Genomic DNA, 12,412 nt, shown 5'->3' with positions numbered 1-12,412 from the left:
GTGGAATCATTGGGTTAGCGGAATACAGGTAAAAAGCAGGGGGCTGCTGCGCAGCCCAGCGGGAGCAAGCTCCCTCGCCACAAAAGCTCCGGTCACATTTCTTGCTCTTGGGTGGTCAATCGAACACCTGCGGTCGTTTTTTCGAAAGGGTGGACCACCAGAAGACCCAGCCGATCACGCGGATGTTCTGGGCTTCGATCTGTTCGGCGCTGAAGACTTCGTCGGGGTAGGCGGCGCTGTTCTGGCTGCGCAGGCGCAGTCGGTTGCCGGGGATGCGGTGCAGGTATTTGATGCGGAGCATGCCGTCGTGTTCGAGGGCGTAGATCTGGCCGTCGACGACTTGGGTCAGGCCGCGGTCGATGGCGACGGTGGAACTGTCTTCGATGCGTTCGGCCATGCTGTCGCCGACCATGGTGATGCAAATGACGTCGTTGGGGTTGATGTCGAGGGATTCGAGGTGGCTGCGGGGCAGACGGATGGACTGGTCGGGGTCTTCGATGATGTGCGTTGTGGTTTCGCCGGGAGCGATGGGCGCTTCCTTGTGGAAGGGCAGTTCAATGTCGAGGGTTTCCGGCACGCTGTAGACGCCCTGGGTTTCGGCGGCGTCGTAGGTAATGCCCGGGCCGAGTCCCAACGGGGTTTGCGGGCCTTCACCGCTGGCGAGCCATTCAGGGCTGACGGTCAGCATGCGGGCAATGTTGTGGATGCGCCCCGGCGGGATGCCGCGGTTGAACCAGTTGTTTACGTGCTGCGACTTCACGCCGTAAAGCCTGGCGAAGTCGACAGATCGGATGTTGGCTTCTTTGAGAAGGGCTCTGAAGCGATCGCCGCTGGATATGATTTTCATAAACGGAAAGTTTAGGGCCGACTGTGTTTTCAGCAATAAACATGTCGTTCCGATTTATAAGATGATCTTTCCGTTTGCCTGAATGTAACTAGGCAAGTTAAACATAAATAAACAATTCGCCGGCCATGTTAATACTTTCACGTATTAAGCGGCATTAAGGCATAAAAAAACCCCGGTGCATACCGGGGTTCTTTTACTTGCAGTTTCAGCCCTTGTAGGCGGCAACCGACTTGGTGATCGCTTCGCGGGCGGCGTCGGCGCCGGCCCAGCCTTCGATCTTGACCCACTTGCCTTTTTCGAGGTCTTTGTAGTTCTCGAAGAAGTGTTCGATCTGCTGGATCAGCAGGGCTGGCAGGTCGGTGTATTCCTTCACGTCGACATACAGTTGCGACAGTTTGTCGTGTGGTACTGCGATGACTTTGGCATCCCCGCCGCCGTCGTCGGTCATGTTCAGGATGCCAACAGGACGGGCGCGGATGACCGAGCCTGGCGCAACCGGGTAAGGGGTCACGACCAGTACGTCGAGGGGGTCGCCGTCGTCGGCCAGGGTGTTGGGGATGTAACCGTAGTTGGCCGGGTAGAACATCGGGGTGGCCATGAAACGGTCAACGAACAGGCAATCGCTGTCTTTGTCGATTTCGTATTTGATCGGGGCGTGGTTGGCCGGGATTTCGATCGCGACGTAGATGTCGTTCGGCAGGTCTTTGCCAGCCGGAATCTTGCTGTAGCTCATTGGGCGGTGCCCCCGTTAGTTGACCAGATGACTGGTCGGATTGACCAAAAAGTGGCGGCGATTATAGGCATATTCGGCCGCTGATGCCACGCTACCAGGGTCTTAGGCTTTGTACGAAAAATGCCTGCGCGACGATCATGCTGCGTTAAAAACAGGCTCGGAATGCTCATTGACAACCAGTCAACTCCGCTTCCTCGCCTGTTTTCGCCTTGCCTGATCGCCGCTCGGCGACTTTTCGTACAAACCCTAGAGACCTTAGCATGACGCCTGATAGACCGGATCTTCGGCCTGAAGTTGCCGCAGCCGGGCCAACGGGTCCTGGCGGTAGAACGCCTTGAGCTGTTCGTACACCTTTGGGTAGGCCTGATGCAGCAGGTCCGGGGCGCTGAAGAAGTATTCGCTGGTGACGGCGAAGAACTCCGCCGGGTTTTCCGCCGCGTAGGGATCGATGGCGGTTTCTGCGTCGGGGTTCAGGTCGAGTTGGCGGTTGAGGTCGTCGAAGGCCTCTTGCATGGCTTGCGCCCAGTCGCTGACGCGCATGTCGGCGTGCAGCGGCGGCAGGCCGTTGGCGTCGCCGTTGAGCATGTCGAGTTTGTGCGCCAGTTCGTGGATCACCAGGTTGTAGCCTTCCCAGCCGCCGCTCGCCATCACGCCGTCCCAGGCCAGGATGATCGGGCCCTGGGGCCAGGCTTCGCCGCTGTGTTCGCCGTCCCATTCGTGTTCGATGCCGCTGGCGTCGCGGTAGCGCTGGGGGCTGAGGAAGTCGTCCGGGTAGAGAACGATTTCGTGGAAGCCCTGGTACCAGTTCAACTCGCCGAGGTGCATCAGCGGCAGTTGCGCCTGGGCGGCAAGCAACAGGCGTTGTTCCTGGTGCAGTTCGACGCCGGGCAGGGCGGTGAGGTGTTTGTCGTGCAGGAACAGCACGCTGGCGTCACGCAGCCATCGGTCTTCCTCGGCACTGATACCGTCGAGAAAGCTCAGTTGATGGCGCACCCGCTGCCAGGTTTCGTCGGCAACGGGGTGTTTGGCCAGGGTGCGGCGGCGACGCCAGGTGCTGAGAGACCACATGGCCGATCAGCGCGTCTCGGCTTTCGAGCCGCGCTGGCTCATTTTGCTGCGTACCAGGCCGATGATCATCGGCAGCAGCGACAGCAGGATGATGCCCACTACCAGCAGCGACAGGTTCTGCTTGATGAAGGGCACGTTGCCGAAGAAGTAGCCGAGGGTCACCAGGCCACCGACCCAGAGCACAGTGCCGAGGACGCTGAAGCCGAAGAAACGCGGGTAGGGCATTCTGCCGACGCCGGCGACGAAGGGCGCGAAGGTGCGGATGATCGGCAGGAAGCGCGCCAGGGTCACGGTCTTGCCGCCGTGTTTGTCGTAGAAGTCGTGGGTCTGTTGCAAGTAGTCGCGGCGGAAGATTTTCGAGTTCGGGTTGCTGAACAGCTTCTCGCCGGCGGTGCGGCCGATGATGTAGTTGGTGCTGTCGCCGAGGATTGCCGCGAGCATCAACAGGCCCCCGAGCAGCAGCGGGTCCATGGCGCCACCGGCTGCCACGGCGCCGGCGATGAATAACAAGGAATCGCCCGGCAGGAACGGCATCACTACCAGGCCGGTTTCACAGAAGATCACCAGGAACAGGATGGCGTAGATCCACGTCCCGTAGTTGGTCACCAGCATGTCGAGGTAGACGTCGAGATGCAGAATGAGGTCGAGTGGGTTGAAATCCATGCATAACACCTTGGTGGCGGCCCGGCTCTGCGGGCTGGTGGGGCTGGCTTGGAGTAAGACTACAGCGTGTGCAGCTTTTTCTTACAAGCCGGGAAGATCGGAATTATACGGGGTGGAGGGTGATGAGCGGGGGGAGTTTGTAGCTGGGGATTTCGAGACTGGCGAACAGCTTGTGACGAGATTGAGTACCTGTGGCGAGGGGATTTATCCCCGCTGGGTTGCGCAGCAGCCCCAAAACCTGAGCACGCGGTCACCAGGTTAACCGAGTTGCCTGCTGTCGGGACCGCTTCACGCTCCAGCGGGGATAAATCCCCTCGCCACAGGACGGGCGTGCTGTGTCAGTTGGATTGGGGCTGCTGCGCAGCCCAGCGGGAGCAAGCTCCCTCGCCACGGGGGGGCTGAGTCAGGCGAGGGCTGTTTGGGCAGCCCATAGGGGATCAAAGCCCTTCGCTGATCGGCAACACGTAGTTCTTGAACTCGGTGTCTTCCTTGAAGCCGATCGATTCGTAGGTTTTCTGCGCCACGTCGTTGTTGCTGCTGGTGGAGACGCGCATGCGCACGGCGTTGGTTTCCTTGGCCATTTTTTTTGCGGTGCGGATCAGGTTGTCGGCGACGAGCTGGCGGCGGGCGTCTTCGGCGACGTAGATGTCGTTGAGGATCCATACGCGCTTGAGCGACAGCGACGAATAGCTTGGGTAGAGCTGGCAGAACCCCAGCAACCGGCTGTCGTCGTCATCCGGCAGGGCCAGGTAGATCACCGATTCCTTGCGGCGCAGGCGTTTTTCGAGGAACGCCCGGGACGAGTCCGGATAGGGCAACGAGCCATAGAATTCCCGGTATTTGACGAACAATGGGGTCAGCAGGTCCAGGTGTTCCAGCGTCGCTTGGATAATCCGCATGGTAGGTCTCGTCTGCAAGGGTCGACATGGCGTCCGACAACAACGGCGGACTACCGTGCCAAGATGCTGCCTGAAAGCGGATCAAAAACGCAATTGGCCAAACGGATCAGCTTGGGGGCGGCGCCAGTAGGAAGTTACCTTTCATATCGGCACCGTTTTCCGCCTCTAGAGTGTGAACCTGGGCTTCGTCCTTCAGATTGACTCCCGAAAGCTGCCGGCGACAGGCCTCGCGCATCAGGTAGATCAGGCGATGCGCCGCCATGCCGTAGCTCAGGCCTTCGAGGCGGACATTGGAGATGCAGTTGCGATAGGCATCGTTCAGGCCAACCTTGGGGGCGTAGGTGAAATAAAGTCCCAGGCTGTCGGGGGAGCTGAGGCCGGGGCGTTCGCCGATCAGGATCACCGACATCTTCGCGCCGAGCCGTTCGGCCACTTCATCGGCCACGGCCACCCGGCCTTGTTCCACCAAAACGATTGGCGACACAGACCAGCCTTCAGCGGTGATCTGTTCTTCCAGTCGCGCCAGGAACGGCAGCGTATGGCGATGCACCGCCAGCGCCGACAGGCCGTCAGCCACCACGATAGCCAAATCCACGCCGCCCGGGTGGGCCGCCGCGTAGTCCTGCAGGATCTGTACGGAAGCATCGTCGAGCCGTCGACCCAGGTCCGGACGCTGCAGATAGCTGTTTCGATCTGCCGCCGCGCTGTGAAGCAGCAGGCTTTCGTGGCCGCGCTCCGTGAGTTGTGCACGGATGCCCTGGTGATCGAACGCCAGGTGCACGGCGTCGCGGGCCTGGGCGTGGGCGAACTGGAAATCCAGTTGCGCCGAGGTCGGCAGGCTGGTGCCGGTACGGCCCAAGGCAATGCGCGCCGGAGTCAGGTTGCGCAGATTCAGCCAGGGGTTTTGTGGATCGACAGGTTTTTTATCCATGGGCAACTCACTCATAAATGCAGCTCATCCCAAATGCGCCAAGGCGTGACGAAACGCCGGCGGCAGGTTGTCACCGAACCGCACCCGACCATCGGCCTGGGTGAAGATGCCCATGTTCGCCAGCCATTGCTCGAATTCCGGCGCCGGTTTCAGGCCCAGGGTCTGGCGGGCGTAGAGGGCGTCGTGGAACGAGGTGGTCTGGTAGTTGAGCATGATGTCGTCGGAGCCGGGGATGCCCATGATGAAGTTGATCCCGGCCACGCCCAGCAGGGTCAGCAGGGTGTCCATGTCGTCCTGGTCGGCTTCGGCGTGGTTGGTGTAGCAGATGTCACAACCCATCGGCACGCCCAGGAGCTTGCCGCAGAAATGATCTTCGAGGCCGGCGCGGATGATCTGTTTGCCGTTGTACAGGTATTCCGGACCGATGAAACCGACCACCGTATTCACCAGGAACGGGTTGAAATGGCGCGCCACGGCGTAGGCCCGGGTCTCGCAGGTCTGTTGATCGACGCCGTGGTGGGCGTTGGCCGACAGCGCGCTGCCCTGGCCGGTTTCGAAATACATCAGGTTGTTGCCGAGGGTGCCGCGCTTCAGGCTGAGCCCGGCTTCGTAGCCTTCTTTTAACAGGCTCAGGCTGATGCCGAAACTGGCGTTGGCCGCTTCGGTGCCGGCGATGGACTGGAACACCAGATCCAGCGGTACGCCGCGGTTTGCCGCCTCGATGGAGGTGGTGACGTGGGTCAGCACGCAGCCTTGGGTCGGGATGTCGTAGCGCTGGATGATGGCGTCGAGCATTTCCAGCATCGCGCAGATCGAGGCCGTGCTGTCGGTGGCCGGGTTGATGCCGATCATGGCGTCGCCATTGCCGAAGAGCAGGCCGTCGAGGATGCTCGCGGCGATGCCGGCGGGTTCGTCGGTCGGATGGTTCGGTTGCAGGCGAGTGGACAGGCGCCCGCGCAGGCCAAGGGTGCCGCGGAATTTGGTGACCACGCGGATTTTCTGTGCAACCAGTACCAGGTCCTGCACGCGCATGATCTTCGAGACGGCGGCGACCATTTCCGGCGTCAGCCCGGGAGCCAGCGCCCGCAGGCTGTGTTCGTCGGCGGCGTCGCTGAGCAGCCAGTCGCGAAAGCCCCCGACCGTTAGGTGGCTGACGGCGGCGAAGGCCTGTTTGTCATGGGTGTCGACGATCAGCCGGGTGACCTCGTCAGCCTCGTAGGGAATCAGCATTTCCTGCATGAAATGGCTGAGTGGCAAGTCGGCCAAGGCCATTTGCGCGGCCACCCGCTCGCCATCATTGAGCGCGGCGATCTCTGCCAGGAAGTCCCCGGAACGCGCCGGGCTGGCCTTGGCCATCAGGTCTTTGAGGCTGTCGAAGCGGTAGGTCTGGGCGCCGACCGTGTGTGCAAAGCTGGCCATACAGGTTCTCCGTGACGGCGCCGCTGGGCGGCGCCGTGGTTTTCGGCACGTTACGGCTTAGTGCAGGGCTTCTTCGGCTTTTTGAATGGCCGCGAATTCCTCTTCGGGCGTACCTGCTACCAAGTGATGCCGACTGTAGAAAGCAAAGTAAGCAATTAACACTCCATAGATGATCGCGGCGCCGATCACTACTCGTGGGTCCACCAGGAAGCCCGCCACTACGGCGATGCAAGCCAATACCAGCGCCACGCCCGAGGTGAAGATGCCGCCCGGCGTGCGGTATGGCCGGTCCATTTTGGGGCGGCGGATGCGCAGGGTGATGTGCGCGGCCATCATCAGCACGTACGAAATGGTCGCGCCGAACACCGCCACCAGAATCAGCAGGTCGCCCTGGCCAGTCAGGGACAGGCCGAAACCGATGATGCCGGGAATCACCAGCGCCAACACCGGTGCTTTGCTTTTATTGGTTTCCGAGAGTTTGCGCGGCAGGTAGCCGGCGCGGGACAAGGCGAAGATTTGCCGCGAGTAGGCGTAAATGATCGAGAAGAAACTGGCAATCAGACCGGCCAGGCCAACGAGGTTGACGAAGCTGCCCATCCAGGTCGAGCCGCCATAGGCCTTGGCCAGGGCTTCCACCAGTGGGTTGCCGGACGCCATCAGCGCGTTGGAGCCTGCGCCGCCGGGGCCGATCACCAGGATCAGCAGGGCGAACGCCACCAGCACCAGCATGGCGCCAATCAGGCCGCGCGGCAGGTCGCGCTTGGGGTTCTTGGTTTCTTCTGCGGCCAGTGGCACGCCCTCGACGGCGAGGAAAAACCAGATCGCGTAAGGGATCGCCGCCCAGACGCCGACGTAGCCGAAGGGCAAGAACGGGCTGGCGCCCTTGGCCTCGGTGACCGGGATGTCCAGCAGGTTGGCGACGTTGAAGTGCGGCACCATCGCCACCAGGAAAACCCCCAGCGCCAAGGCGGCGACAGCAGTGATAATGAACATCAGCTTGAGGGCTTCGCCGACCCCGAATATGTGGATGGCGATGAAGATGATGTAGAACGCCAGGTAGATCATCCAGCCGCCAATCCCGAACAGCGATTGGCAATAAGCGCCGATGAACACGGCAATCGCCGCCGGGGCGATGGCGTATTCGATCAGGATCGCCGTGCCGGTGAGGAATCCGCCCCAGGGCCCGAATGCGCTGCGGGCAAAGCCGTAGCCGCCGCCAGCGGTGGGGATCATCGAGGACAGCTCGGCGAGGGAAAAACACATGCACAAGTACATCGCGGCCATCAGCAGCGTGGCGAGGAACATCCCGCCCCAGCCGCCCTGGGCCAGGCCGAAGTTCCAGCCGGCGTAGTCGCCGGAGATGACATATGCCACCCCCAGCCCCACGAGCAGGACCCAGCCTGCCGCGCCTTTTTTCAGCTCGCGTTGTTGGAAATATTCGGAGCCGACTTTTTCAAAGTCGACCGAGGACGTTGCCGGTTGCGGGTTTGCATGATCGCTTGGCATAAGGGTTTACCTGTTTTTATTGTTTTTTGGCCCTGTTGGAGCGGGGCTGCTCTTGGAACCGGTGTGTTGCATGCAGCATGGATGCAAGCTGGACCGCCGCCTTCGCGAGCAGGCTCGCTCCCACAGTGGATCTATGCCAACCCAAAGAAGAGTTATCCACAGATCCCTGTGGGAGCGAGCCTGCTCGCGAAAGCAATCCAGAGGGCGAAGCAGGAAAGCCTGTCTCGCCCTCTCTGGCTTAGAAGAACCCCAACGGATTGATGTCGTAGCTCACCAGCAGATTCTTGGTTTGCTGGTAATGGTCGAGCATCATCTTGTGCGTCTCACGCCCCACACCGGACTTCTTGTAGCCGCCAAACGCGGCATGCGCCGGGTACAGGTGGTAGCAGTTGGTCCAGACGCGACCCGCCTTGATCGCCCGGCCCATGCGGTAGGCGCGGTTGATGTCGCGGGTCCAGAGGCCGGCGCCGAGGCCGAACTCGGTGTCGTTGGCGATCGCCAGGGCTTCGGCTTCATCCTTGAAGGTGGTGATGCTCACCACCGGGCCGAAGATTTCTTCCTGGAACACGCGCATCTTGTTGGTGCCCTTGAGCAGGGTCGGCTGGATGTAATAACCGCTGGCCAGGTTGCCTTCGAGTTTTTCCACCTTGCCGCCGGTCAGCAGCTCGGCGCCTTCGCCTCGGGCGATTTCCAGGTAAGACAGGATCTTGTCGAATTGCTGCTCGGACGCCTGGGCGCCGACCATGGTGTCGGTGTCCAGCGGGTCGCCGCGCTTGATCTGCTGGATCTTCTTCATCACCACTTGCATGAATTCGTCGTAGATCGACTCTTGCACCAGCGCCCGGGATGGGCAGGTGCAGACTTCACCCTGGTTGAAGAACGCCAGCACCAGGCCTTCGGCGGCTTTTTCGATGAAGCTCGGCTCGGCCTGCATGATGTCTTCGAAGAAGATGTTCGGCGATTTGCCGCCCAGTTCCACGGTGGACGGGATGATGTTTTCGGCGGCGCATTTCATGATGTGCGAGCCGACCGGTGTCGAGCCGGTGAAGGCAATCTTGGCGATGCGTTTGCTGGTGGCGAGGGCTTCGCCGGCTTCCTTGCCGAAACCTTGCACAACGTTCAGCACGCCCGGCGGCAGCAGGTCGCCGATCAGCTCCATGAGCACGCAGATGCCCAGCGGGGTCTGCTCGGCGGGCTTGAGCACCACGCAGTTGCCGGCGGCCAGGGCCGGCGCGAGCTTCCAGGCGGCCATCAGCAGGGGGAAGTTCCACGGGATGATCTGCCCGACCACGCCCAACGGTTCATGGATGTGATAGGCCACGGTGTTGCCGTCGATTTCGGCGGCTGCGCCTTCCTGGGCCCGCAGGCAACCGGCGAAGTAGCGGAAGTGGTCGGCGGCCAGGGGGATGTCGGCGTTGAGGGTTTCACGCACGGCCTTGCCGTTGTCCCAGGATTCGGTGATCGCCAGGGTTTCGAGGTTCTGTTCGATGCGGTCGGCGATTTTCAGCAGGATCAGCGAACGCGCCTGGACCGATGTGGCGCCCCAGGCATCAGCGGCCGCGTGGGCAGCGTCGAGGGCTTTGTCGATGTCTTCGGCGGTGGAACGCGGAAATTCTGCAATGGGCTGGCCATTGACCGGGGAAGTGTTGGTGAAGTACTGACCTTTGACAGGCGCGACGAACTCGCCGCCGATGTAGTTACCGTATTTGGCCTTGAACGAAACGATAGCGCCTTCAGTACCGGGGTGAGCGTAACGCATGATGAGTTCTCCTTGGCTTTTGTGCTTATTAGGGAGCCGCGCAAGAAACGCGCTGGTACTCAAGCCTAGAGCAAAGGTCGGGCCATTGCCTTGTAGGGCCCGGAAATCAAGACTTTGGGAGGAGCTAGTCGGACAAACGGAGGGGCTGTGTCACGGTTGCGATACGGCGGGTGGGACAGTTTGTGCCATCGGCGAGACAGTCTGTGACTGGCAGGTCGCGCCAGCATTGCAAAGGTGGTTGGGCTGGAGGATGCTGGCGTTGAAGCCAAGTCTATGGACGGACCGCTTTTCGTGGCGAGGGAGCTTGCTCCCGCTGGACCGCGAAGCAGTCCCCCCAAAGCCAACTCGGTCAGCCTGATGCACCGCGTGCTCAGGTTTTGGGTCTGCTGCGCAGCCCAGCGGGAGCAAGCTCCCTCGCCACGGGTAAGGTGTCGGCAGGTCCAAAGGGTCCTTCGGGAGAACAATAAGAAATGCACAGCAACCATTTGAGTCGCCATGCCCGGCAAGTCCTCACGGTCACCCAGGGCAAGGCCCATTTGCAGGGGCCTGGCAGCGATCCGTCGATTGCCCGTTCCTGGCTGCGCTGCCTCGAGGACTATCACCTCGACCCGGCGCAGAACCTGGCGCCGACCGTGCTCGAGCATGGCCGGTTGCTGGAAAGTCGCGAGCGCCTGCAGCAGGTTCTGCATATCGCCGGTACCGAGATGACCAGCTTGCACCAGCAATTGTCCGGCGCCGGCCATGCGGTGCTGTTGACCGATGCCCGGGGCGTGATCCTCAATTGCGTCACCGCCCCCAGCGAACGGAAGATTTTCGAACGGGCCGGCCTCTGGCTCGGCGCCGACTGGAGCGAAGCCTGTGAAGGCACCAACGGCATCGGTACCTGCCTGGTGGAACGCCAGGCCCTGACCATCCACCAGGAAGAACATTTTCGCGGCCGCCACACCGGCCTGACCTGCTCGGCGAGCCCGGTGTTCGACCCTCATGGCGAGCTGCTGGCGGTGCTCGACGTGTCCTCGGCGCGGCCGGACGTATCGCGCCAGAGTCAGTTCCACACCATGGCCCTGGTCAATCTCTCGGCGAAGATGATCGAGAGCTGTTATTTCCTTCGTTGTTTCGATAATCAATGGCTGCTGCGCTTTCATCTGCAGGCCGAGTCCGTGGGGTTGTTCAGCGAAGGGCTTTTGGCGTTCGACGGCGAAGGACGCATCTGTGCAGTCAACCAGAGCGCGCTGAACCTGCTCGGGCACCTTCGCGGTGGCTTGCTCGGCCAGCGGGTCGAGGACTTTTTCGACTGTTCGCTGGATGAGTTGCTGGGTCGGGCCAGCGCCCAGGCCAGCGCCAGCTGGCCGCTGCGCACCCGTGACGGTCGGCACTTGTTCGCGGTCCTGCGTGGGCAAGCTCGTAGCGTGCCGGCTGCGGTCGCGCCTGTGCTCAAGGCTGTCGAGCCCGCCCGTCTGCCGGGCATCTGCCTGGGGGACGCGGCGTTGCAGGAGCATTTTCGCAAGGCTTTGCGGGTGTTCGAGCGCGATGTGCCGCTGCTGATCCAGGGCGAAACCGGTTCCGGCAAGGAGGCGTTTGCCAAGGCCGTGCACCACGCCAGCCAGCGCGCCGGGAAAAACTTCGTCGCGCTCAATTGCGCCGCGATTCCGGAAAGTCTGATCGAGAGCGAACTGTTCGGTTATCGCGGCGGCAGCTTCACCGGCGCGCGCAAGGAAGGCATGCGCGGCAAGCTGCAACAGGCCGACGGCGGCACGCTGTTTCTCGATGAGATCGGCGATATGCCCCTGGCCTTGCAGACCCGTTTGCTACGGGTGCTGGAGGATCGTCAGGTAGTACCCATCGGCGGCGAACCCGAGGCGGTGAACGTGCGCATCATCAGTGCCACTCACCGGCAATTACTTGACCGGGTGGCCGACGGCAGTTTTCGCGAGGATTTGTACTACCGCCTCAACGGCCTGGAAATCCCGCTTCCGGCATTGCGCGAGCGCAGCGACAAATCCCAGTTGCTGGATTTCCTTCTGGCCGAGGAGAGCGGTGCCGAGACGGTATTCATCGACGAGCCGGCGCGCCAGGCGCTGCTGGCGTTCGACTGGCCGGGCAACGTGCGGCAGTTGCGCAATGTGCTGCGGACTCTTGCGGCGTTGTGCGACGGCGGGCGGATTGGGCTGGAGGATCTGCCGGTGATGATTCGCCAACGCCCGGTTGCGGTGGTCGAAACCCCGACCGAGCATCCGTTGGAAGATGCCGAGCGCCTGGCGTTGCTCGATGCGCTGGAACGTCAGCGTTGGCACATGACCCACACCGCCGAACAGCTGGGGATTAGCCGCAATACCCTCTACCGCAAGCTGCGCAAACACGCGATTGCCCGCTGAGCTACGGACTGCTTTTGTGGCGAGGGAGCTTGCTCCCGCTCGGCTGCGCAGCAGTCGCCTTTGGTTTCAGAGTGAAGGAAGCTTGGGGCTGCTTTGCAGCCCAGCGGGAGCAAGCTCCCTCGCCACAAAAACCTGTGCTCCAGCAGGAATCTGCGGTGTTCTGGCGCGGATAAGTTCGAAACACAAGGTGCGATTTCCCCCTCCCTACGCTA

The 12,412-nt window shown here is 61.7% G+C and carries 10 protein-coding genes; 1 reads left to right on the top strand and 9 read right to left on the bottom strand.

The features are described 5' to 3' along the window. Nucleotides 1-115: 115 nt before the first annotated feature. The 9 genes from M1E16_RS24145 to exaC all read right to left on the bottom strand — a co-directional run bounded on the left by M1E16_RS24145 (nt 116) and on the right by exaC (nt 9,825). Nucleotides 116-847 (bottom strand): LexA family transcriptional regulator, encoded by a 732-nt coding sequence (locus tag M1E16_RS24145; protein WP_458128560.1) that lies wholly within the window; start codon nt 845-847, stop codon nt 116-118. Between the two features lie 205 nt (nt 848-1,052). Continuing rightward, complete coding sequence (gene ppa, locus M1E16_RS24140; protein ID WP_024780093.1) at nt 1,053-1,580, bottom strand: inorganic diphosphatase; 528 nt, start codon at nt 1,578-1,580, stop codon at nt 1,053-1,055. A gap of 255 nt (nt 1,581-1,835) precedes the next feature. After that, nucleotides 1,836-2,648 (bottom strand): M90 family metallopeptidase, encoded by an 813-nt coding sequence (locus M1E16_RS24135; protein ID WP_458128559.1) that lies wholly within the window; start codon nt 2,646-2,648, stop codon nt 1,836-1,838. Between the two features lie 6 nt (nt 2,649-2,654). Further along, a complete protein-coding gene (locus M1E16_RS24130; RefSeq protein WP_434696703.1) occupies nt 2,655-3,311 on the bottom strand; it encodes a DedA family protein in 657 nt (218 codons plus the stop codon). A 437-nt stretch (nt 3,312-3,748) separates the two neighbouring features. Then, nucleotides 3,749-4,210, bottom strand: a complete 462-nt coding sequence (locus tag M1E16_RS24125) for a GNAT family N-acetyltransferase (RefSeq protein WP_186641436.1) — start codon at nt 4,208-4,210, stop codon at nt 3,749-3,751. Between the two features lie 106 nt (nt 4,211-4,316). Next, nucleotides 4,317-5,141, bottom strand: a complete 825-nt coding sequence (gene eutC / locus M1E16_RS24120; protein ID WP_434696705.1) for an ethanolamine ammonia-lyase subunit EutC — start codon at nt 5,139-5,141, stop codon at nt 4,317-4,319. Between the two features lie 24 nt (nt 5,142-5,165). After that, nucleotides 5,166-6,560 (bottom strand): ethanolamine ammonia-lyase subunit EutB, encoded by a 1,395-nt coding sequence (locus M1E16_RS24115; RefSeq protein ID WP_434696707.1) that lies wholly within the window; start codon nt 6,558-6,560, stop codon nt 5,166-5,168. A 57-nt stretch (nt 6,561-6,617) separates the two neighbouring features. Further along, nucleotides 6,618-8,066 (bottom strand): ethanolamine permease, encoded by a 1,449-nt coding sequence (gene eat / locus M1E16_RS24110; RefSeq protein ID WP_434698960.1) that lies wholly within the window; start codon nt 8,064-8,066, stop codon nt 6,618-6,620. Between the two features lie 238 nt (nt 8,067-8,304). Then, nucleotides 8,305-9,825 carry an acetaldehyde dehydrogenase ExaC gene (gene exaC, locus M1E16_RS24105; protein ID WP_305498559.1) on the bottom strand — a complete coding sequence of 507 codons (1,521 nt, stop codon included), beginning with the start codon at nt 9,823-9,825 and terminating at the stop codon, nt 8,305-8,307. A gap of 470 nt (nt 9,826-10,295) precedes the next feature. Between exaC and M1E16_RS24100 the strand changes: the two genes are divergently transcribed. Then, nucleotides 10,296-12,200: a sigma-54-dependent Fis family transcriptional regulator gene (locus M1E16_RS24100; protein ID WP_458128558.1), complete on the top strand. Its 1,905-nt coding sequence runs from the start codon at nt 10,296-10,298 to the stop codon at nt 12,198-12,200. The last annotated feature ends 212 nt before the right edge of the window (nt 12,201-12,412 follow it).

The organism is Pseudomonas sp. Z2-11 (assembly GCF_054161305.1).
Note: the sequence above shows the minus strand (reverse complement) of the source record. Positions and strands in the feature narration are given on the sequence as shown.